This is a genomic window from Flavobacteriales bacterium (genome assembly GCA_019694795.1).
Taxonomy (GTDB): Bacteria; Bacteroidota; Bacteroidia; order Flavobacteriales_D; family UBA2798; genus UBA2798.
This window is the reverse complement of the sequence record JAIBBF010000005.1, coordinates 63,080-87,707: the sequence shown is the minus strand read 5'-3', so window position 1 is coordinate 87,707 and position 24,628 is coordinate 63,080. Positions and strand designations below refer to the sequence as shown.

Annotated in this window: 19 protein-coding genes; 18 read left to right on the top strand and 1 reads right to left on the bottom strand. The window is 38.4% G+C overall.

The features are described 5' to 3' along the window. Nucleotides 1-7 precede the first annotated feature (7 nt). The 18 genes from narH (at nt 8) to K1X56_03350 (ending at nt 23,885) form a co-directional block, all read left to right on the top strand. The gene (gene narH / locus K1X56_03435) at nt 8-1,498 is read left to right on the top strand and encodes a nitrate reductase subunit beta (GenBank protein ID MBX7093750.1); all 1,491 of its coding nucleotides are present in this window, start codon (nt 8-10) and stop codon (nt 1,496-1,498) included. A gap of 101 nt (nt 1,499-1,599) precedes the next feature. Beyond that, nucleotides 1,600-2,235: a hypothetical protein gene (locus K1X56_03430; protein MBX7093749.1), complete on the top strand. Its 636-nt coding sequence runs from the start codon at nt 1,600-1,602 to the stop codon at nt 2,233-2,235. A 2-nt stretch (nt 2,236-2,237) separates the two neighbouring features. After that, on the top strand, nt 2,238-2,969 hold the full coding sequence (gene narI / locus K1X56_03425) for a respiratory nitrate reductase subunit gamma (GenBank protein ID MBX7093748.1): 732 nt from the start codon (nt 2,238-2,240) through the stop codon (nt 2,967-2,969). 40 nt (nt 2,970-3,009) lie between these two features. Next, a complete protein-coding gene (locus K1X56_03420; protein ID MBX7093747.1) occupies nt 3,010-4,230 on the top strand; it encodes a c-type cytochrome in 1,221 nt (406 codons plus the stop codon). Between the two features lie 11 nt (nt 4,231-4,241). Then, the gene (locus K1X56_03415) at nt 4,242-7,355 is read left to right on the top strand and encodes a TAT-variant-translocated molybdopterin oxidoreductase (protein ID MBX7093746.1); all 3,114 of its coding nucleotides are present in this window, start codon (nt 4,242-4,244) and stop codon (nt 7,353-7,355) included. 12 nt (nt 7,356-7,367) lie between these two features. Further along, nucleotides 7,368-8,750, top strand: coding sequence for a polysulfide reductase NrfD (gene nrfD, locus K1X56_03410; protein ID MBX7093745.1), 1,383 nt, complete (start codon nt 7,368-7,370; stop codon nt 8,748-8,750). Between the two features lie 2 nt (nt 8,751-8,752). Beyond that, entirely contained in the window at nt 8,753-9,280 is a 528-nt protein-coding gene (locus K1X56_03405) for a DUF3341 domain-containing protein (GenBank protein ID MBX7093744.1), read from the top strand. Further along, complete coding sequence (locus K1X56_03400; GenBank protein MBX7093743.1) at nt 9,258-9,842, top strand: c-type cytochrome; 585 nt, start codon at nt 9,258-9,260, stop codon at nt 9,840-9,842. The genes K1X56_03405 and K1X56_03400 overlap by 23 nt, the downstream gene beginning before the upstream one ends. A gap of 56 nt (nt 9,843-9,898) precedes the next feature. Further along, nucleotides 9,899-11,044, top strand: a complete 1,146-nt coding sequence (locus K1X56_03395; GenBank protein MBX7093742.1) for a quinol:cytochrome C oxidoreductase — start codon at nt 9,899-9,901, stop codon at nt 11,042-11,044. Nucleotides 11,045-11,047: 3 nt separating this feature from the next. Further along, nucleotides 11,048-11,791: a Crp/Fnr family transcriptional regulator gene (locus K1X56_03390; GenBank protein ID MBX7093741.1), complete on the top strand. Its 744-nt coding sequence runs from the start codon at nt 11,048-11,050 to the stop codon at nt 11,789-11,791. A 3-nt stretch (nt 11,792-11,794) separates the two neighbouring features. Next, nucleotides 11,795-13,156 carry a radical SAM protein gene (locus K1X56_03385; GenBank protein MBX7093740.1) on the top strand — a complete coding sequence of 454 codons (1,362 nt, stop codon included), beginning with the start codon at nt 11,795-11,797 and terminating at the stop codon, nt 13,154-13,156. After that, complete coding sequence (locus tag K1X56_03380) at nt 13,140-14,345, top strand: proline dehydrogenase family protein (GenBank protein ID MBX7093739.1); 1,206 nt, start codon at nt 13,140-13,142, stop codon at nt 14,343-14,345. Before K1X56_03385 ends, K1X56_03380 begins: the two co-directional genes overlap by 17 nt. A gap of 160 nt (nt 14,346-14,505) precedes the next feature. Beyond that, entirely contained in the window at nt 14,506-17,070 is a 2,565-nt protein-coding gene (locus K1X56_03375) for an adenosylcobalamin-dependent ribonucleoside-diphosphate reductase (protein MBX7093738.1), read from the top strand. 701 nt (nt 17,071-17,771) lie between these two features. Further along, nucleotides 17,772-18,872 carry a hypothetical protein gene (locus K1X56_03370; protein ID MBX7093737.1) on the top strand — a complete coding sequence of 367 codons (1,101 nt, stop codon included), beginning with the start codon at nt 17,772-17,774 and terminating at the stop codon, nt 18,870-18,872. A 13-nt stretch (nt 18,873-18,885) separates the two neighbouring features. After that, nucleotides 18,886-19,689 (top strand): MBL fold metallo-hydrolase, encoded by an 804-nt coding sequence (locus K1X56_03365; GenBank protein MBX7093736.1) that lies wholly within the window; start codon nt 18,886-18,888, stop codon nt 19,687-19,689. 97 nt (nt 19,690-19,786) lie between these two features. Beyond that, nucleotides 19,787-21,199: an MBL fold metallo-hydrolase gene (locus K1X56_03360; protein ID MBX7093735.1), complete on the top strand. Its 1,413-nt coding sequence runs from the start codon at nt 19,787-19,789 to the stop codon at nt 21,197-21,199. A 152-nt stretch (nt 21,200-21,351) separates the two neighbouring features. Then, nucleotides 21,352-22,968 (top strand): T9SS type A sorting domain-containing protein, encoded by a 1,617-nt coding sequence (locus K1X56_03355; GenBank protein MBX7093734.1) that lies wholly within the window; start codon nt 21,352-21,354, stop codon nt 22,966-22,968. Between the two features lie 110 nt (nt 22,969-23,078). Next, complete coding sequence (locus tag K1X56_03350; protein ID MBX7093733.1) at nt 23,079-23,885, top strand: universal stress protein; 807 nt, start codon at nt 23,079-23,081, stop codon at nt 23,883-23,885. On the opposite strand, the gene K1X56_03345 is transcribed toward K1X56_03350, so the two are convergent. Beyond that, the gene (locus K1X56_03345) at nt 23,882-24,376 is read right to left on the bottom strand and encodes a hypothetical protein (GenBank protein ID MBX7093732.1); all 495 of its coding nucleotides are present in this window, start codon (nt 24,374-24,376) and stop codon (nt 23,882-23,884) included. The genes K1X56_03350 and K1X56_03345 overlap by 4 nt on opposite strands. Nucleotides 24,377-24,628: the final 252 nt, after the last annotated feature.

Sequence of the window (24,628 nt, the reverse complement as noted above, 5' to 3'; positions counted from 1 at the left end):
AGAAATCATGGATGTAAGATCTCAAGTAGCAATGGTGTTTCACCTCGACAAATGTATCGGGTGTCACACATGTTCTATTGCCTGTAAAAATATTTGGACCGACAGAAAAGGTGCTGAATATATGTGGTGGAACAATGTAGAAACCAAGCCGGGAACAGGCTATCCAACCAAATGGGAAGACCAAGAAATATATAAAGGTGGATGGGAAAAAAACGGAGACTCCGTTTCACTGAAAGGCGCGGGACGCTTGCGTGGATTGAAAAACATTTTTCATAATCCCCACATGCCGGTGTTAGACGATTATTATGAACCCTGGACATATAAATATCAGGATTTATTTAACGCTCCTGAAGGAAATGACCAACCAACCGCACGTCCTGTTTCTTTGGTTACAGGGGAAACAATTGATGTAAAATCAGGTCCAAATTGGGATGATGATTTAGGAGGTTCACCCGATTACGGAAGACAGGATGTCAACCTAAAAGATCTTTCTCCTGCCGAACGAGAAGCCATGTTTCAACTGGAAAGAATGACTTTTCATTATTTACCACGTATTTGCAATCACTGCTTAAACCCTGCTTGTGTTGCATCATGTCCCTCAGGCGCACTCTACAAAAGAGGTGAAGACGGTGTTGTTCTTATCAATCAAGATCGCTGTCGCGCCTGGAGGATGTGTGTTACCGCATGCCCATACAAAAAGAGTTACTACAACTGGAATACTGGAAAATCTGAAAAATGTGTATTGTGTTATCCACGTTTAGAATCAGGTCAAGCTCCGGCTTGTTTCCACTCGTGTGTTGGTCGAATTCGCTACCTGGGAGTTCTTTTATATGATGCTTCCAGAATTGAAAAAATTGCCGGAGCTGACGACAAGGAGTTAGTAGATCGTCAATTAGAAATTTACCTTGACCCTTTCGATCCGGAAGTCATTAAGGCTGCCAAAGCAAATGGGGTTGCAGATTCTACAATTGAGGCTGCACAAAAATCTCCGGTGTATAAGTTCCTTAAAGTTTGGAAACTTGCACTACCGCTCCATCCTGAATTCAGAACATTACCGAACCTGTTTTATGTACCGGCATTGTTACCTGGAATGGCCCAGGTCGCAGATGGTGTTTACGATTCTACAACACAATCACTTTGGGGTGGAATTGAACAAAGTCGATTGCCAATAAAATACTTGGCTTCACTTTTCTCAGCTGGGAACACAGGAAAAGTAGTTGAAGTAATGAAACGACTTATGGCCGTGCGTTTGCATCGTCGCGGTGAAACCGTAGGTGATTTGAGTAAAGAAGAAATTGGTGCTGCTATGAAAGAAGTAAATATGGATGGAGAAACCGCAGACGCTATTTTCCGACTCACTGCCTTGGCATCATTTGATGAGCGTTTTGTAATTCCGGCCGCACATCGCGAAGAATCAATCGAAATGCTCGAAAACACAGCGGATTACAAAGGTGAAACTGGCTTTGGATTCCGTCAACGTCCCGCACGCGGTTTATAAGCTAAGCCATGAAAAACATTCATACCTATCAATTACTGGCAGACGTGTTCAGGTATCCGGATAAAAATTTCCGGACAACCTTGAATGAATGCAATTTGTTGTTGGAAACTTATTATCCTGAAGCGGCAGCGGAAATGAAAGCGTTTTCCGATTACGTCGCCGCCGCTCAGGATGATGAGCTTGAAGAATTGTTCACAAAAACATTTGATGTACAACCCATATGTTATCTGGATTTAGGCTATGTAATCTTTGGTGAAGACTACAAAAGAGGTGCATTCTTACTCCACATGCAGGAGGAACAACAAAAGGCCGGAAATGATTGTGGAACAGATTTATCAGACAACATCAGTAACATACTTACACTGATTGCAAAATCTGGTCCAACAATATTTGTCCGCGAACTTGTAGCTAGGATGCTGGCTCCGGGAGTCGAAAAAATGATTGGGGAATTTGCAAGTTCGAAAATTGAACTAAAACTCAAAGTATTGCGGAAACTCCACAAGGCAATTATTACAGAAGATTTGAACCACGGCAATGTATATGTAAATACGTTGCATGCATTAAAGGCTGTGCTTGAAGCCGACTTCAAGAAAGAAATTGCTGATCATAAATCCTCACTTCAAGAAGACTTCGATAAAAACAAATCCTTTTTCCAAAAAAGAACAAATACTCCACAGAATGACCATCAGGAAAAAGTGGAAGAAATGAACCTATTTACGAATCATAAACTTGACTGACCATGTTCGACCGATTCATCTTTATTGCCCTTCCCTACGCAGCCCTTGCGTTATTTATTGTAGGCACAATTTACAGGTACCGCAGCCGCGGGTATACAGTATCATCTATTTCTTCTCAATTTTTAGAAGGAAAAAAATTATTTTGGGGTAGCCAACCATTTCACTGGGGAATTTTATTTCTGTTTTTCGGACACCTTATTGCTTTCCTGTTTCCTCGAACAATTCTTGCCTGGAATGGTAGTCCGATGAGGCTTCTAATTCTTGAAGTGTCCTCCTTTGCATTTGGGTTGTGTGCACTTTTTGGTCTAAGCATGCTAATTTACCGCCGATTAACTACCAGGAGGGTTCAAATTGTGACTAGCAAAATGGACATGGTGGTATTCGGTTTGCTTTTAACCCAATTGATTACAGGCTTGTTTGTAGCATATTTCAGCCGTTGGGGTTCCTCATGGTTTGCATCAATTGTATCTCCTTATTTGAAATCTATCTTCTTGTTTGATCCTCAAACAGACGCAATGGTAAACGCATGTACTAACAGTATGTCGCTATATTTCCATGTTATTGGAGCCTTCCTGATTATTGCACTCGTTCCTTTTACACGCTTCATTCACTTCTTGGTATATCCAATCCAATACGCTTGGAGAAGCTATCAACAGGTTATTTGGAATTGGGATCGAAAAAAAATTCGAACCACCACAGAGCCTTCCCCAGGTAAACCATCAAGAAATAACTAATAAACTACAACTCATGGGAGGATCCAAAAACACCCTGCGAATGAGGATGCTCAAAACATACCAAGGAGTAATTTACTCCTTGGTTTTGGTGTTTAGCTCCATTCAACTAAATGCACAACCTGATGGTGCAGCAATTTTTAAACAATATTGCAAAGCATGTCACTCGGAAGGAACAGACAAAACTGTTGGCCCGGGATTGAAGGATGTTACTACCAAGCGTACAAAAGAATGGCTAAAAAAATGGATCAAGAGTTCTACTGAACTTATCAATAGCGGAGATGCCGATGCCAAGAAAATATTTGATGAATACAACGGATTAGTAATGCCGGATCAAAATATTTCGGATGCGGAAATGGATGCATTAATTGGATATCTTGAAAAACTAGCCAAAGCAGAAGAATCAACAACCCCTGAAGCATCAGTAGTATCCCCTACTACACCAAAAAAAAAGAATACAGGAAACGGAATCTTATTATTGATCTTCATTGCCTTTATTTTGCTGGGGATAATTCTGTTTTTATGGAACAAATTTCGACGTGTACAGGATAAACCTTCATTAACGAAAGCATACGAAGATCAAGAATTACAGTTTAAATCATTTGCAGGTCGTCATCGTAAATGGTTCATATTTGGGGGACTCTTCGTTTTGCTATTTGGGATGAAAACATGTTGGGACGCAGCATTCATGGTAGGTGTATCGCAAGGATATCAACCAATTCAACCCATTGCATTTTCACATTCGGTTCATGCCGGTCAAAATCAAATCTCTTGCAGGTATTGCCATGCATCAGCTTTTAAAGGAAAAGTGGCAGGAATTCCATCCGGAAATGTATGTATGAATTGTCATAAATACGTAAAAAAAGGAACGAGAACCGGAACAGAGGAAATTGCAAAAATTTATAAGGCAATGGACTACGATCCTCAAACCGGTGAGTATGGTCCGAATCCAAAACCAATTGAATGGGTAAGGGTTCACAATCTTCCAGATCTTTCCTATTTCAACCATGCGCAACATGTTGTTGCAGGAAATGTTGATTGCTCCAAATGCCATGGGGAAGTTCAGAAAATGGACACAGTATTTCAATATGCCCCATTAACAATGGCATGGTGTATTAATTGCCACCGTGAAACAGAAGTTCCGGGAATGAAAACCAATCCGTACTACGAAAATCTTCACAAAGGATTAAGTGGCAAGTATCCCGGAAAAAAAATCACAGTTGAACTAATGGGTGGTCTCGACTGCTCCAAGTGTCACTATTAATTGGTTAAATCATGGAAGAAAATAAAAAATACTGGAAGGGTATTGAAGACTTAAACAACACTCCATCCTTTCTTAAAAACAAGGAGCGTGAATTCCCTGAAGAACTTCCTGTTGGAGAGTTCTTAGAAAACAGTGGACTTGAAAAATCGCAAACAACAAGAAGGGACTTTCTCAAATTCCTTGGATTTTCTGTTGCTGCAGTTAGTTTGGCCTCTTGTGAAGCCCCTATACAGAAATCGATACCCTACCTTGTTAAACCAGAGGAAGTAACACCAGGTGTGGCAAATTATTATGCCACAAATTATTATGATGGAGATGACTTCTGTGAAATTTTGGTAAAATGCCGCGAAGGTCGTCCAATAAAAATTGAAGGGAATCCTTCAGCAAAAATTACCAGAGGAGGCACCCATGCTAGAGTTCAAGCATCTTTACTTTCTCTCTACGATAGCCATCGCCAAAAAGAACCTGTCATAAATGCAAATGATACAGATTGGGAAACGCTCGACAACGAAGTTATTTCTGCATTGTCATCAGCGTCTTCCATTCGAATTCTTACCCCCACAATAATAAGTCCAAGTACAAAAAAATTATTGCAGGAATTCAAAACCAGTTATCCATCAACTGAAGTGATTACGTATGATGCCATTTCATATTCAGGACTTTTAGATGCGCATAAATTACTCAGACAAGAATCAAATCTTCCTAATTTTCGCTTTGACCTTGCCAAAACCATTGTAAGTTTTAATGCTGACTTTCTTTTAAACTGGATTTCTCCTGTTCAGTTTGCATCACAATATGCAGAAGGAAGAAAACCGGAATCAGAAAATGGAATGAATGAGCATATTCAAATTGAATCAGTGCTTAGTTTAACAGGATCAAATGCGGACAAAAGAATTGCACTTAAGCCTTCAGAAATCGACAGGTTTATAGCTGGATTATACCAGAATATCGCTTCAAGATCCGGAGTTCAAACCGAAATTCTAAAAGAAGAACAGTTCAGTAAAGACATAAAGGAAATCGCTGAAAAATTATGGAATCAAAAAGGTAAATCGATTGTAGTTTCGGGTTCCAACGACATAAATCAGCAAATTTTGATTCTAAAAATCAATGAATTTCTAGGAAATTACGGAACAACAATTGAAAATCAAAAGCCTTGCCTTTTGAAACAATCAGATGACAAAAAATTGATTCAACTGGTTGAAGATATGAAAAATGAAAAAGTTGGATGCGTAATCATTTGGAATTGTAATCCTGTTTATTCGTTACCAAAATCTTTAGGTTTTGAAGAAGGTTTGGCAAAAACACCCTTTTCAATATCCATTTCAGATCGTTTAGATGAAACTGCACTTCTTTGTAATGTATTAGCAACAGATCATCATTATTTGGAATCTTGGTCTGACGTTGAACCCATTAAGGGTTACTATGGCGTTTCCCAACCGGTTATCCATCCGATTTTCAATACTAGACAGGGCCAAGAGAGTATCCTAAAATGGCTAAAGAAAGACATTACCTTTTATGATTACATCAGAGAATATTGGCAAACAGAACTTTTCCAGTTACAATCAGAAACCTTGGATTTTGAAAATTTTTGGACAAAAACCTTACACACAGGTTACTGCGAATTAAATGACATTCCTGTAATCCCAGTTGATGCTGATTCAATTCAACCAAATACAGAAACTTCCTTGCATCCGCTATTGGAACCGAAAAATCTTCCAAATGACGCATTCAATTTGCTTTCAAAATCAGTCACAGAAGGAGCTACGGAGATCGTCTTTTATCAAAAAGCCGGAATTGGATCAGGTCGTCAAGCAAATAATCCTTGGCTACAGGAATTACCTGATCCGGTAACAAAAGCCACCTGGGACAACTACATCACAATGTCGCCAAAACAAATGGTAGAAAGGGGCTTTAATATTTATCAAGGACAGGAGGAAAAGGCGGACTTAGTTGAAATTACAATTAACGGGGAAAAAATTACCCTCCCGGTATTATCACTCCCCGGTCAAGCATACGGTAGCATTGGAATTGCATTAGGCTACGGTAGGAAAAACTGTGGAAAAACCGGAGATAACATTGGAAGCAATGTCTACACCGTCATGAATGCAGTGGATTATTTAAGTTATGAATATCGGGGGATTCAAATTGGAGGAAGTGTTGGAAAATATCATTTAGCCACAACTCAAACTCATCACACCATGATGGGAAGGCAAATTGTGAAAGAAGCAACACTTGTAGAATTCAAAAAAAATCCGAAAGCAGGAAACCCCGACATTACAATCCCTCTAAAGGAAGGACATCATCAGGAAAATAAAAAAACTGATGAACTGGATCTCTGGAATAAATACGAAGAGGTTGGGCAATTTTGGAATCTTTCAATCGATCTCTCTTCATGCATTGGATGCGGAAACTGTGTAATTAGCTGTCAAGCGGAAAACAATGTTGCTGTGGTTGGAAAAGATGAAGTGAGAAGGGGACGAGAGATGCATTGGATCCGCATCGACCGTTACTACTCTTCGGATGCTAAATCAGGCGATTACGATAACCTGGAGATCCCTTCAGAAAATCCATCTGTTGTTTTTCAACCTGTAATGTGTCAACACTGTAATCACGCACCTTGCGAAACGGTTTGTCCGGTTATCGCAACAAGTCACAGTACCGACGGATTGAACCAAATGACTTACAACCGTTGTGTAGGCACAAGATATTGCGCAAATAACTGCCCATACAAGGTTCGTCGCTTCAATTGGTTTAATTACCCCGACAATTCCGAGTTTGATTTTAATATGAATAACCCCATCGGAAAACTAGTATTAAATCCAGACGTGGTAGTAAGAACCAGAGGTGTAATGGAAAAATGTAGCCTATGTGTACAACGAATTCAAGAGACTAAATTAAAATCCAAAATGAACAGACTCCCTATGGGCGACGGGGAAGTAACAACCGCATGCGCACAATCCTGCCCTACCAAGGCAATTACTATTGGAGACATCAACCTTAAAGGTAGCATGATTACACTGCACAAAAACAATCCAAGGAGTTATCGATTATTGGAGGAAGTTGGTGTAAAACCAAACGTATTCTACATGACAAAAATTCGGAATAAAAATTCTAATGAAGCATAAAATCATTTGACAATGAAGAGTCACGATTCCGTTCTACGTGAACCACTAATCCTAGGAAACAAGGATTACAAAGACATCACAGAGGATGTCTGCAAATCAGTTGAAGGAAAAGCCGGTCGAATGTGGTGGACCGTTTTCCTCATCGCCCTCACCATCGCTCTTTGGGGCGTAGGGTGTATTGCCTATACCATAGGAAAAGGCATAGGAGTATGGGGTATAAACAAAACAATTGGCTGGGCTTGGGATATTACCAATTTCGTTTGGTGGGTAGGTATTGGCCATGCAGGAACATTGATTTCAGCAGTACTTCTTTTATTTAGACAGAGGTGGCGGATGTCGATAAATCGATCTGCTGAGGCAATGACCATTTTTGCTGTGATTTGTGCTGCTCTATTTCCTGTAATTCATATGGGGAGACCTTGGCTGATGTATTTTGTATTTCCTTTAAAGAATCAATTTGGTTCATTGTGGGTAAACTTCAATTCTCCTCTGTTATGGGATGTATTTGCAATTTCAACCTACTTAACCGTATCGTTGGTTTTTTGGTACATTGGCTTAATACCTGATTTTGCAACCATACGAGACAGAGCCATAACGCCATTTCGCAAATGGATATATGGAGTATTAAGTTTCGGTTGGGGAGGTACATCTAAAGAATGGCAGCGTTTTGAAATGGTTTCATTGGTGCTTGCCGGCTTAGCTACACCCCTTGTATTTTCTGTACACACTATTGTATCCATGGACTTTGCAACCTCTGTTATTCCAGGGTGGCACACAACCATATTTCCCCCATACTTTGTTTCCGGGGCCGTTTTCTCTGGGTTTGCAATGGTATTGACTTTGTTGCTAATCATGCGGAAGGTTCTACATCTGGAAAACTATATCACCATTCAACATATAGAACTAATGAACATCATTATTATCGTAACAGGTTCAATAGTTGGTGTAGCCTATCTTACAGAGCTTTTCATTTCCTGGTATTCAGGAGTTGAATATGAAAGCTATGCATTTATTAATCGATTTTCAGGTCCTTACGCATGGGCATATTGGTCAATGATGACCTGTAATGTAATTTCTCCGCAACTCTTTTGGTTCAAAAAAATCAGAACCAGTTTAACTGCAACATTTATTCTAGCTATTGTTGTAAACATTGGAATGTGGTTTGAAAGGTTTGTCATTATTGTAACCTCCATTCATCGAGATTATTTGCCTTCTAGCTGGAGCATGTTTTTTCCAACATGGGTTGATATCGGAATATATGTGGGAACAATTGGAATTTTCTTTACCTGCTTCCTTTTGTTTACAAGGATTTTTCCGGTAATCGCTCAAAGCGAATTAAAATCAATTGTCAAAAGCACTGCTCAACAACACCGTGACCCACAAAAAACGCATTGATTATGATACAAAAAACGATATACGGAATGTTTAATGATGAGGAAGAACTACTTCATAGCATTAAAGAATTGCGTTCAAAAGACATAAGAATAAAGGAAGTTTACGCCCCATTTCCGATTCATGGGCTTGATCATGCATTAGGATTAAAAGAATCTAGGTTAGGCATAGTTTCTTTTCTCTGCGGTGTAACCGGATTGGCCCTAGCTATCTGGATGACCTATTACATGCTGATTTTGGATTGGCCCGTAAACATTGGAGGAAAACCAAATTTTTCTTTTGCCGAAAACTCTCCAAGTTTCATTCCTGTAATTTTCGAATTAACCGTTTTCTGCGCAGCACATGGTATGGTAATTATTTTTCTACTTCGAAGTAAACTCGTTCCTGGTTTTAAACGGAAAAATCCTTTTCCTGAAACTACGAATGATAAGTTCGCCATTGAAATTGAGACCAATGAATCCCCTGAAGGGATTAACAACATTCATCACATATTAAACAAAAATGGTGCTTATGAAATCCGCGAAGCATATTAAAATAAGGACATCTAATTTATTCAAGATGTTGATGTTTGCCTCTATTGCAACATTTGGAATGAGTTCATGTACAAGGTCAAATCAAAGTCCGGGTTATGAATATATGCCCGACATGTATCGCTCTCAGAGCTATAAACCATATTCTGCTTCCTCAGTTTTTAAAGATGGTATAAGCGCAAGAAAACCTCCGGCAGGGTCAATAGCGCAAAATCAAGTTCCATTTAACTACAAAAACGATCCAGCTGAATATGAACGAGCGGGATTAGAACTAAAAAGTCCACTTCCTGAAAGCAACATGAACAAAGAAAAGGGGAAAGTCTTGTTTATAGCATTCTGCAGTCATTGTCATGGAGCCACAGGCGATGGAAAAGGACAAATCGTAAAATTGGATTTATTTCCCCCAATCCCATCCTTTAATAATCAACTGAAAGAGCTTTCCGAAGGAAAAATGTTCTTTTCTATAACCTATGGAAAAGGATTAATGGGCTCACACGCCTCTCAACTTGACCCGGAAGAACGCTGGCAAATCATTCAATATATTAAAGAATTACAAACCAAATAAACAGGAAAATGGAATTTACATTTCAATCCAAAACAAAGAACATTCTTCTTGGTCTAATGTTCCTAGGGTTAATCCTCACAATTATTGGATTTGTTACAGATCATACCGATCACCATGCAAGAAGTTGGACCAATTTATTAGTGTCAGGATACTTTTTCTTTGGAATCGCCTTAGCAGCTACCTTTTTCATTGCGCTCAATTACGCAGCACAAGCCGGATGGGGAACTGTAGTAAAACGTGTTTTTGAGGCAGTATCTGCCTACCTTCCAGTTGGATCGCTGATTTTAATCATCTTCTTTCTTGCGGGCACATTCCACTTACATCATGTTTACCATTGGATGGACTCTGAAGTTTCTAATCCTGATTCGACACATTATGATAAAATAATTGCTGCCAAAACACCCTACCTGAATCAAACATTCTTTTGGATTAGAGCATTATTATATTTTGGAATATGGAACTATTGCAGACATCTCTTTAGAAAAAGATCACTTGAAGAGGACATGAACGGTGGATTTTCATACCACAAAAAAAACATTACTCTTTCCGTGCTATTCATTGCCTTTTTCGCAGTAACATCATCTACCTCTTCTTGGGACTGGTTAATGTCGGTTGACACTCACTGGTTTAGCACCTTGTTTGGTTGGTATACATTTTCCGGAATATGGATTTCCGGAACAATCGCCATTACCTTATTTGTATTGTATTTAAAGGGGGAAGGGCATCTATCTGAAGTTAATGACAACCACCTTCATGATTTAGGAAAATGGATTTTTGCGATAAGTTTTTTGTGGTCCTATTTATGGTTCTCTCAATTTATGTTGATATGGTATTCTGACATCCCTGAAGAAGTAACATACTATGTGACCAGATTCAATCATTACCGCGAATTATTTTTGGGAATGATGGCAGTAAACTTCGTTTTTCCAATGCTCATGTTGATGTCAAGAGACAATAAAAGAAAACCAGTATTTCTCTGGATTATTGGTGTAATTCTAATTATTAGTCATTGGTTGGATGTTTACATTATGACTATGCCTGGAGCTGTTGGTGAAGAATATGGATTTGGGTTTCCAGAAATTGGCATGTTTGTATTTACGGGATCACTTTTCATTTTCAGTGTACTAACTGCCTTAACCAAAGCGGCATTGGTTCCAAAACAACACCCTTATCTTGAAGAAAGTATTCACCTCCACACCTAAACAATGAAATTAAAAGCCTTGAAATTCGGAGAGATACCCGAATGCCAAAACTGTGCAGTACAGAAATCATCACTTTTTTGTCATTTGGATAGAGAAGAAATTGCACAAATTTCAGACGAAAAAGGATTTAGTATTTACAAAAAAGGGCAAAGTGTCTTTCTACAAGGAAATCAACCTCATGGAATTTTTTGCATTCAAGAAGGAAAAGTAAAAATCCACAATATAGGAGAAGATGGAAAAGAACAAATACTCAGATTTTATGGCCCGGGTAGCGTAATTGGATATAGAGCAGTTCTAAGCGGTGAAAATTACTTTTCAAATGCCACTGTAATTGAAGAAAGTCGAATTTGTTTTATTTCAAAGACATTATTTCTGAAAAATTTAAAAGAGAATGCATCATTTGCAATGTTTATTCTAAATCTATTGGCGCATGATTTAAAAGTTGCTGAATCAACAATTGTGAGTATGGCGCACAAACAGGTTCGAGAAAGGTTAGCAGAATCGCTATTGCGACTAAGAGATTTTTATGGTTTAGAATCTGACAATGCAACAATAAACGCAACACTTTCTAGAGGTGAATTAGGCAGTTTAGCAGGCACTTCAGCAGAATCTACGATCCGAATAATTCATGAATTACAAGAAATGAATATCATCAGACTTAACGGAAAAAAAATAGTTATTATAGATGCGAAAAAGCTCGACAGAATTGCAAATCCATTTCACAGATACTTAAATTTTGGAGGATAGACTATGAAAATTTTCGCTCAAAAATTCACCAGAATAACAGGAGCGAATTATGCCTCATTTCCTGAAATCAGCAGTTGGAAAAACAAAAATTCTAACGGTGAAACATGGAAAAGTCAATTATCTAAAGCATACGAAAGAGATAAAAATTTTTCCATTTACATACATCTTCCATTTTGTGAAAGTTTGTGCCCACTTTGTTCTTTTGGGCCGCTCATAACGCGAGACCATTCAGTAGAAGTTCATTATTTAGAAAATATCCTCAATGAAGTCGACAAGTACATTGCTTATCTAAATGAGAAACCAATTATTAATGAAATTTATTTAGGAGGTGGCACCCCACATTTCTTTTCAGGATGGAACATAAACAACCTAATAAATAGATTATCCAGAAAAACGATTTTCTCTCCTGATGTATCCTTACGGTGTGAAGTAAATCCTTACAGTATAAATCCGGAAAAACTTAAAGCTCTAAAAGTTGCGGGTATAAATGAAATAAAAATCGGCATTCAAGATTTGGATCCAAGAGTTCAAAAAGGAACGGGTAGAAAAATGGAAAATGATGACTTCAAAAAACTATTTCACTTTATACATGGATTAGGATTTAATTCAATCTCCTTGGAAGTAATTATCGGTTTGCCCTTTCAAACGAGAAAATCAATTATTGATACCATCTACAAAATCAGGGAGATAAAACCGGATCAAATCATTCTCCAGGATTTTATTGCGAGAAGCGTAAAAAGCCCAAGCCACAAAAAAATCATTGATAATATTCCTATTCCAATTGAGCAAGACTATCTCAAAGATTTAGCGCATCATTTACTAATTGAATCAGGCTATTACTATTTAGGCATGGATCATTACATTTTGAAGGGGGACTGGTCCTATAGAAAAATGGCAAATCTAGGTCTTAGTTACCATAGTTTTGGCTATTCATTTCATTCGGGAAAACATGTAATAGGTCTTGGAGTTGCTGCCCTTTCCGATTTATGGACTTCTACAGCGCAAAACTTCAGGGGGCTCTCGGATTGGGAAGAAAGCACAAAAAAAGGGAAAAAGGAAAAATTAAGGTTTCAAGTATATTCTGAAACAGAATTGAAATCGAGAGAACATATTCACAATATTCAGACAAAAGGGCAAACAGAATGGACAACGGAAGAAATAAACGATCCGGCATTCTTATCAGCAATAAACAAGCTAACACTGCTAAGTGGAAAAAACACTTTAGAAATAAAAGATAACAAATTATTGCTTCATCATGAAGCTAAGCGAAACATGAGACTGATCTGTTCTATTTTGGACGTTCGAAACTCCGGTAATTCAAATTTGCAAACAAGAAAAAGCAATTGTTATGGCACAGAACCTTGAAAATAGACCGATAAAAATTAGTATTGACACGAAAAAAGCATTTAAAACAAAATCAGTTCGCCAACTTAAAAAAGAAAAATTCCTCTTTTCAACCATGAATTCATTTTGGCTGGTATGGATTTTTTCTAAAACCGCAAAGCTTTTTCTATTAGGTATAAGTCCCTTTCGATGTTACATAAAAAACACCATTTACAACCACTTCTGCGCAGGTGAAACTTTGGAAGAAAGCACAAAAGTTGTAGTAAAATTAAAGGAAAATGGAATAAAAACCATATTGGATTATTCTAAAGAAGGTCATGGAACAACAGCCGAATTTCAGGCTTCTATTGATGAAATAAAAAGAGTGATCGAACTAGCTGCAAACGAAAAATCGATTCCCTACACCAGCATAAAACTAACCGGTGTAGCTAACTTTTCTTTACTTGAAAAAATCAGCAAATCGGAAGCATTATCAACCTCTGATAAAGATGAATTCCAAAAAACCATGAATCGTTTGGATGAGCTATTTCAATTTTGCTTAAATAATGATGTTCCAATTTATATTGACGCGGAAGAAAGTTGGATTCAAAATGCTATTGATCAGATTGCGGAGCACTTCATGGAGAAATATAACAAACGAAAAGCCATCGTAAATACAACAATTCAATTTTATCGATGGGATCGATTGAAATACTTGCGAAAATTATATGAACGTGCTTTGCAAAAAAACTTCTTCCTTGGAATTAAAATAGTCCGAGGAGCATATATGGAAAAAGAAAACGACAGAGCGCACAAAATGCAATACGCTTCACCCATTTCAGCCTATAAAGAAAATGTCGACAATGATTTTAATGAGGCAGTAAGGTTCTGCCTTAAACGAATTGAAAAAATTTCGATTTGTGTAGGTACACATAATGAAGAAAGCACATTAAATTTGATCAACTTAATGCATCAAAATGGCATAGAAAAAAGCGATAACAGAGTTTACTTCTCACAACTTTATGGTATGAGCGACCACATATCCTATGACCTGGCTCACGAAGGTTATAATGTCACAAAATACGTCCCATATGGCCCTATAAAATCATCACTTCCTTATTTAATCAGAAGAGCAATGGAAAACACTTCAATTGCCGGACAGTCTTCACGAGAACTACAGATGATAAAGGAAGAACTAAAAGCGAGAAGAGAACAAAAATTACTGCGATAATTGTTACAAATTTCAATGTATAGAAAAACTGTTATTCATCAGTTTATTAAATTTTTTATAAATGAGTTTTCTACCTGTTGAAAACGATTGTATAAAATGCGTTATGCAATTTTTTACGTAGAAATTTTCCGGATTTAATTTCATCTCGAAAATTCATTTTATGGAAAACTCAACAATTACAACTTCAAAACCCGAATTAAGCCGGGAGCAAAAAACATATGCTAAGGAACATGTGCTAAAAGCAAGCTTACACTACTTTAATGGCGATGAACTGGCTGCCGGAACATGGCTCGGAAAATATGCCATGAAGGACAATTCAGGAAATTATTGCGAGCTAACTCCGGATGATATGCACAGGAGGATGGCCAAGGAATTCGGTCGAATTGAAGAAAAATATTCTGCAAAAAATCTACTCATTAAAGAAGGTCTTTCCGCATACGGAGCACGCAGAAACAAACTGGATGAGGAAAAAATTTATTCTTTATTCAAAGATTTCAAATATGTTATACCACAGGGTAGCGTAATGTCCTCGTTGGGCAACCCAAACATGATGGCCTCCCTCTCCAATTGTATAGTTCTTCCGGAGATTTTTGACTCCTATGGTGGAATTTTCTACACTGATCAGCAAATGGCGCAACTCTTTAAGAGAAGATGTGGGGTAGGAATCGATCTTTCTACATTACGACCTTCCGGCACACTGGTAAGTAATGCGGCAGGAAGCACTACTGGAGCAGTATCCTTTATGGAAAGATTCTCCAATACTACAAGGGAAGTTGCTCAAAATGGAAGAAGGGGAGCCTTAATGATCACCATGGACATTGCTCATCCGGATGTTGAGGCCTTTGTAACCATTAAGCAGGATCTTTCCAAAATTACCGGGGCAAATGTTTCTGTTCGAATTTCAGATGAATTCATGGAAGCGGTTGAAAAAAACAAGAATTACACACTCAGGTGGCCCATAGATTCGGCAGAGCCAATTTATTCGAAGGAAGTAAATGCGAAAGAACTTTGGAATACAATTGTTAAGTGCGCCCACCAAACAGCTGAACCAGGAGTAATATTTTGGGACAGACAACATTTTTATTCTACATCCAGTATTTATCCAGGCTACAAAAACGTGTCCACCAATCCATGTTCAGAAATAGGAATGCAGGGCGGTGACAGTTGCCGATTGATCGCGCTTAACTTCTATAATTTTATTTCAGACCCATTCACCAATAAGGCAAAAGTTGATTTCGAGAAACTTTATGAAACCACCTATGAAGCGCAACGGCTTATGGATGACTTGGTTGACCTTGAATTGGAAGCGATTGAAAGAATTTTACAAAAAGTCAACAATGACCCGGAACCTCTAGCCATTAAACAGGTAGAAATTGACACCTGGAAACTACTTTACGAGAATGGAAAAAATGGAAGGAGAACTGGCCTCGGATTTACAGGATTGGCTGATGCTATCGCTGCGCTTGGAATAAAATTTGACTCCGATAATTCACTTCATGCCATTGAACAGATTATGAGGTGCAAATGCGAGGCAGAATTCGATTCATCCATTGATATGGCAATTGAACGAGGGGCATTTACAGGTTTCAACAGCAAATACGAAAAGCAATCGCAATTCGTAGATATGTTAAGAGATGAATTTCCCATATTGTACAAGCGCATGATGAAATACGGACGAAGAAACATCTCTATTTCAACTGTTGCACCAACAGGAACGCTATCAATTTTAGCTCAAACCTCTTCAGGTATTGAACCTGTATTTCTCACCTCATATAAGCGGAGAAAAAAAGTCAATGCAATGGATAAAGATGCACGAATTGATTTCATTGATAAGCTCGGAGACACATGGCAAGAATTCACTGTATACCATCCAAAAATGAAAAATTGGATGGAAATTACAGGCGAAAAAGACGAATCCAAATCTCCGTATACAGGATCTACCGCCCCTGAAATCGATTGGGAGAAAAGAGTAGAGCTTCAGGCAATTGTACAAAAGTATACCACACACTCCATATCGTCCACCATTAATTTGCCCTCAACGGCAACTCTTGAAGATGTAAGTCGAATTTATGTCCAGTCTTGGAAAAAAGGTCTAAAAGGAATTACTGTATACAGAGATGGTTCCCGAAGCGGCGTTTTAATATCGGATACACCAAAAGAACAATCTGATATCCTCGAAAGCAAGCCACCAAAACGTCCAAAATCTCTTGAAGCATCGGTGATTCGTTTTAACAATCATCACGAAAAATGGATTGGGGTTATTGGTTTACTTAACCAAAAACCATATGAAATCTTCACAGGAAGAGCCATTGATGCATTTGAAATACCTGATTGGATTGAGAGAGGACATATTATCAAAAACATTTCAGAAGACGGTAAAAAACGATATGACTTCCAATACAAAGATAAAGACGGCTTTAAAGTTACCATTGAAGGTCTGTCCCGTTGTTTTAGCAAGGAATATTGGAATTATGCAAAATTATTATCAGGTGTTCTCAGACATGGCATGCCCTTACCACACGTAATAAACATCGTAGAAAACCTCAATTTGGATTCTGACAATATCAACTCATGGAAAGTAGGAGTTGAAAGAGCATTGAAAAAATTCATCCCAGATGGCACAAAAGCAGAACGCAAATGCTCAGAATGCGGTGATGAAAGTGGTTTGATTTATGAGGAAGGATGTCTGAAATGTAAAAGCTGTGGACACACTAAGTGCGGATAATGGTTCAAACTCAAAAAAAGATACCGGCGTAATATTCCTCTGTTTTCTAGCTTTACAAGATTTAGCAACCAATAGCCAGAGGAGAAATCATTAATAGTAACCCACAAAAATATAAAACGTACAATTACAGCGAGTTACACACCAAGAGTTTCGATATCAGATCCTCATCCTCCACCTTCGCCCTCCGAAGCTTTACGAACAAAGTAAGTAAAGCGAAGGAGGGCTTCTAATTGAAAAAACAAAAACAACCTATTTAATCACCATTCCAAAATCAACAATCACAAATCTCCACGTGGTTGGTTTATTTCTTAAAATGCAATGACGGCACTTTAAATACCGGATGCACTTCTGAATTAAATCAACGATAAGAAAGACATTCAACAGGACAAGTAAGCTACACTTCATCCAAACTTCCGGTAGAATTAATCACCTATATCGCATTTTCCGACAAGTACAAGGCTTATGAATTTGAAAAATACTTTAAGTCAGGCTCAGGAAAAACTTTCAGTAATAAACGGCTGATCTGAATTTTTGGAACAACGAGAGTGAGGTGAAAAAGTAATCAACGCCTATATCATTAAACCAAGGTTCATTTGATTATTACTATTTCCAACATTACTTCATTAAAAAATTTTACATCTATTACATAATTAGAATTCCTTGATTTTATTAAAATCATTATTTTTCAATAAAATCTGATTATGCGAATCTTCCTGTTGACTCTTGCATTCTTTTCACTGATTTCCTGCTCCACTACAGAAACAAATAAATCATCTACTGAAACATCTGAAGAGAAATCACCAAGCTCCCACCCACCTTCCCATTTCCATAAGCAATACCGGGGGACAATCAACGGGAAATTGAACATAGAAATGTATTTGAGAAGGAACGGCGGTGAACAAGTCCTTGGACAATATTTCTATACCAGCATTGGAGAAATGATTACCCTCAAAGGAAATACACATGAAGATGGAAAAATTGTGCTTACTGAATTCACCGATGGAGTAACCGAAACAGGTAAATTCAATGGAAGCTGGAGCGACAGCACTACATTCAGTGGAACATGGACCGATCCCACAGGTAAAAAATCTTTTCCCTTCGAATTGCACGAAAGCGAAAATTACATTTCATGGTTCAATAATAATCTCCCGTTTCATCCGGCGTATGTCGATATGCTATTGAATGGCGATCAGGAAGAAATCGATTTAACATCGGAATTTTCGGTGGGTGAAATACAGTTTGATGAAGACAGTTCCGGATATGTATATACCGACCAGGAAGTTTTGATGCGCGAACCATTTTTTCGTTACAGTGTAATTGGATATAAAGGAGGAAACTATTTCCTCGATATTTTATATTGCGGAGGAGGAACAGGAATGTTTTCTTCCCTTTATGAATTTGAACTGGAAGGAAATTCACTGAAAAAAATACGCGAAATAGCCGGTGGCGATAGGTGCAACAATGGAATTGAATCGGCTTCGCTTACCAAAGAAAAATTGATCTATAGTCAAAGTATTACTATGTCCGATTTACTCGCCTATGTAGAATATAACGGCGATCAGGTGAGAAATGAAAGTTGTGCAATGTGTTGTATCGGTGCCGTAAACATGGAATTTGATCTTAACACCGGAAAACGAAAATGGGAAAGTGTAAACATCGACCTCACTGCTCTTGAGGATGTATTTCAGGAACCCAGTGCTAGCGAACAAATTGTTCTGGATTTCTTTCACAGCGAAGGCGATGAACAGAATGCAACTGGACTTGAAAAACTTAATAGCCTTTTAAAAAAGGCAGAACACTGATATATTTGCATTCATGCTTTATTACGCTTCGCTTAACTCCGGTTCAAACGGTAATTGCTATTATGCCGGCAATGAAACCGAAGGAATTCTAATCGATGCGGGTATTCATTGCAAAGCAATTGAAGAGCGGATGTCGAACCTAAATCTCGATATTCGGAAATTAAGAGCCATTTTCATTTCCCACGAACATACCGACCACATTCGCGGTGTATATAAACTTGCAAAAAAATACCAACTCCCGGTTTATATTTCGCCCGGAACATGGCAGCGTTCCTTCTTTGGAAAAAGTGATATTCATACCCAGCCCATCGCTCATCATGAAGAAATAAAAATTGGAAATATAGCAATCATTCCATTTAGCAAATCGCATGATGCGGCAGATCCTTTTTCGTTTTCAATTATCCATGGTAACGCTCGTATAAGTGTGATCACCGATGTGGGGCATGCCTGCGAAAATGTGATTGAACATTTTTCTAAATCGCAGGTTTCGTTTATTGAAGCCAATTATGATGATGAACTTCTGCTAAAAGGTAAATACCCTTTTTATTTAAAGCAGCGAATCCGTAGTGAGGTGGGACATCTTTCCAATATGGAAGCGCTTGAATTATTCAGAAAACATAAAAAAACTGACTTACGTCATCTTATTCTTTCGCATCTCTCCAAAGAAAATAATTCTCCGGAACTGGTTCAGCAATTGTTCGAAAACGAAAAAACGTCGGTTCGGATTGATATTGCGCCTCGTTACAATGAAAGTAAGTTGTTTTTATTGCAGAATAATGAAGTGAATCTGATATCGGGACAACTCTCTATTTTCTAAAAACTGATTTTCGTCTGTTTTTTAAATCTGTAACTTCTGTTACATTCCAGACTATCCAAAGCGACTAAATTTGTATCGCAATCAAAAATTCTGAATTATGAAAATCGAACAAATCTATACCGGCTGTATTGCACATGCCGCATACTACCTCGAAAGCAATGGCGAAGCTGCAATCTTCGACCCGCTGCGTGAAGTTCAACCTTATATTGATCGTGCTACAAAAGATAATGCTAAAATCAAGTTCGTTTTCGAAACGCATTTTCATGCCGACTTCGTAAGTGGTCACCTCGACTTAGCTAAAAAAACGGGTGCTAAAATTGTTTATGGTCCCACCGCAAAACCGGGATTCGATGCTATAGTTGCCGAGGATAATCAACTGTTTGAAATAGGAAAATACAAAGTGAAAGTGATTCATACTCCGGGTCACACCATGGAAAGCACCACCTATCTTCTCATTGATGAAAACGGAAAAGAACATGGTTTAATCACAGGTGATACCCTCTTTATCGGAGATGTTGGTCGCCCCGATTTAGCACAACACGTCATTGCCGATCTAACCCAGGAAAAACTTGCTTCGCATTTGTATGATTCGCTCCGTAATAAAATTATGCCGTTGAGTGATGATTTAATCGTGTATCCAAATCACGGTGCAGGTAGTGCTTGCGGTAAAAAAATGAGTAAAGAAACAACCGATACGCTGGGCAATCAGAAAAAAACAAACTACGCATTACGTGCCGATATGACCCGCGAAGAATTCATGAAAGAATTGCTCACCGGATTAACGACTCCTCCCGGATATTTTCCAAAAAATGTATTGATGAATATCAAAGGATATGAATCGCTCGATACCATTTTGGAACGCGGAAAAAAAGCATTGAATGCAATTGAATTTGAAGTATTAGCCAATGAAACCGGGGCTTTAATTTTAGACACCAGAGCACCTGAAATTTTTGCAAAAGGATTTATTCCGAATTCCATGAACATTGGTTTGGATGGAAGTTTCGCTATGTGGGTAGGTGAATTAATTACCGATATCAAACAGGAAATTTTACTGATTACCGAACCCGGAAGAGAAGAAGAAGCCATGATTCGTTTATCGCGGGTGGGTTACGATTATACCATCGGATATTTGGAAGGCGGATTTGAAACCTGGAAAAAATCCGGTAAAGAAATCGATGCTGTTCAACGTATTTCCGCTAAACAATTAGAGCAGAATTTAACCAAAGAAAGTATTTTGTTTGATGTTAGAAAGAAGAGCGAATTCGATTCGGAACATGTAGTGGATGCAAAAAATGTTCCCTTGAATGTTTTAATGAATAACCTCAGCGAATTTCCGAAAGAAAAATCTTTTATCATTCACTGTGCAGGTGGATACCGAAGCATGATCGCCGCTTCCATTTTAAAAGCGAGAGGCTATGATAATTTTGTGGATGTAGAAGGGGGAATGACTGAAATACTGAAAACTTCAATTCCAAGAACAGAATATGTTTGTCCTACAACCTTGTTGTAACGTACAAGCATCCTGATATAACCCAAGAAAAAGTCCGCTCTGATCAGGCGGACTTTTTTTATCCCCATTTTCCTTCTTTTTATCACTATTTGCTGCACATTTTATGGCTTTGTAAACAAATGGAATTATATTTCAATTCCAAAACCAAAAACATGAAGCATATTTCTGCCAAATGGGCCATTGTATTATCAGCCGGATGCTTGTTTTCATTTAGTCTTTACGAAAGCAATGTTTTAGTAAAACCGGACAATCGCGGAACCATTAATTTCTCCGAGCATGTTGCTCCGATCATTTACAACAAATGTGCAACCTGCCATCACCCCGGTGGAATAGCACCTATGTCGCTTATTACCTATGATGAAGTTTTTGGAGAACAATTAAATATTGAAGATGCGATTAACATGGGTGAAATGCCACCATGGCCACCGGATACTTCCTATACCCGATTCAGACATGAACGCGTATTAACACAAGCTGAAGCAGCTACCATTTTAACCTGGGTAAATACAGGTGCAACACGAGGAGACTCTACACTCGCTCCTCCATTTCCAACGTTTAATTCCACTGGTCCTACATTAGGAACTCCCGATTTAACCATCACCTCTTTAAATTATACCAGCAAGGCATACACCGTTGATGATTATGTGTGTTTTTCTATTCCTTCCGGTTTATTGCAGGACAGAAAAATTCAAGCCATTGAAGTTGAACCCGGCAATTCTGCTATTGTGCATCATGCATTGATTTTTATTGATCAGGCAGGAACTTACACCACCGATACTTCCGGTGTTTGTGTGGGTCCGAATAACGGAACTCTCGTTGGAGAATTCACGCCGGGGAGTGTTCCCATTGTTTATCCCGGTGGAGGAAATGTATTTATGGGGGTAACGATGCAAGCTGGTTCAAATGTAGTTTTGGCCATGCATTATCCGAGTGGATCGGGTGGACAACAAGATCAAACGAAAGTCCATTTTTATTTTTATCCAACGGCAGTTAGTAACGTAAGGGAAGTTTCCATTGATGATTTAATTTACAATTGGAGTTTTTGTGTTCCCGCAAACGATACGCAATATGTCACTGCATCATTTCCTCCAATAGTTGGAGGTACACCGGGGAATTATTCTATCATTGGAATTTTCCCTCACATGCATCTATTGGGAAAAAGTATTAAATCCTATGCCGTAAAAAACAACAACGACACAATTCCATTAATCAACATCAACAACTGGGATTTCCACTGGCAGGGTATTTATCAATTTCCCTATCCCGTAAAAGTACCTTCGGGAAGTCACCTCTACGGTGAAGGCGTTTACGATAACACCACCAATAATCCGGATAACCCAAGTTTTCCTCCCGTAAATGTTTGCGCAGGATTAAACACAACCGATGAGATGTTTTTAATTTATTACCAATATCTCCCTTATGTCACAGGTGATGAAAACCTCAACATCGATAGCTTAATGGCATTAAGTGCATTGAGTATTTCGGAAAGAAGTAATGCTGAAATTCCGGTTTTGGTTTATCCGAATCCTTCTGATGGTACTGTATATTTTAAAGCCAATCTTAATCCGCAGGAATCTGTTACAATCGATATTTACGATTTAAAAGGTGCGCTGGTTTACACGCATACGCAAGGGGCAGGATTTGGTAGTACGGTCATCTCATGGGATGGAAGCAACCTTCGCGGAGGGAATTGCATTCCGGGGACCTATCTGTATAAATTTAAAAACGGAAACCGTCTTCATTACGGTAGAATTGTAAGAATTCGTTGATTTTTGGTATAAATCGATAGTTTTTTCACAATCCAACGGGCAAAACTCTTAGGAAACTTTCTTATCTGGTTTGAATTTGTTAAATTACATTTGTTCAAAACAGTTACACCATGAGTCAGTTATCTTACCTCGTACCGCATGATTTTACATCAGCAGCAGACAGTGCTACCCGTCATGCCATACAGATTGCACGTCAGACCAAGGGAATTGTTCACTTGTTGCACGTAACGAAGTCGGACTCCGAAAAAGCGGAAGCTAACCGGAAATTTGCAGAGGTAATACCCAAATTACAACTGAGCATTGGTGATCCGAAAGTAGAAACGCATGTAAAAACCGGTTCTATTTTTACCGATATCGGAACCATGGCAAAAAGTCTCGGATGTTCACTAGTGGTAATGGGAACTCATGGTGCAAAAGGAATGCAAAAAGTATTCGGAAGTTTTGCCATAAAGGTTATCACCAGCACCGAAATTCCATTTGTAATTGTTCAGGATTCCACTCCCGTAGATAACATTAAAAAAATTGTTGCAGCCATCGATTTAACCTCAGAAAGTCTGCAGGTTTTAAACGATGCAGCTAATCTGGCACTCGATTTTAATGCTGAATTGGTCATCTTAGCTCCGAATGAAACAGATGCCGTGTTGCGTAAAAAAATCAGCATTTACATTGATGTGATTAAAAAGCAAATGGAAAAACGAAATGTTAATCATCTCATTGAGTTTATTCCAAAATCGAAAAACGCTACGGGTATTTTAGAATACGGTAAAAAAGCAAAAGCTGATATGTATGCCATTGCCTATTTCTCGGATAGCTTATTGCCGCAGTTCGACACTTTCGCGCAATCGATGATTACCAATGAACAGAAGGTTCCTTGTTTAATTATTAATTCCAAAGAAGCCGGTAACGCTTATTTCTAATTTTGCTTTGGCCGTGGAGCACGACGCATCATCCAGGTGATCATTTCACTCTTTTCGTCGCGCCATTCATCATAAGTCTCAAATCCGGAATAACGGTACACGCGTTCATTTTTGGGCACCGATGTTTCTGCTAAAATGAATTGTCCGCTTTCATCTGCCCAATGAAAAAAGTAATCACGCATTTTTCGTGCTGCAACACCATCCATTTTGTCGGGATCAGCTGCATACATCCAAAAATATAATCCGGTTTGGGGATCTCTTTTTTTTCGAATCAGAGCATCGCGTTTCATCACCATTTTTAATCGGGGAATTGTAATTCCTTTCATTGCCAATACTATTTCCCAATACAGCGATCTCCAGGATTGTTTTTCATGTTGCAATTCAAACACCACACTTACCCCTGCAAAATCTTCGGTAAACCAAATTCCATCGTTAGCCAGACCTTTTTCAAAGCAATAACGGGTTAAGATGCGCAAACGCCGAGGGTACACAGAATCATTTTTTAAGACCCAAAGCACCGATGGATTTGTAGCATATGCCCGGTTCATAATCTCCGAAAAACGTTCCCAATCTGTGCGATTTCCTTTTCTCATTGCCTTCAAATCTAAATAAAGCACAGTTATTTAGTAGATTAATTCCTGATTTTTGAAAAAAAGGCTAAACAAGGTAAGTCATTGCATCTACCCAACCACTTAAAAATCAGACGCAATATTCCAGTGTCAACTAAATAGATTTAGGAATCT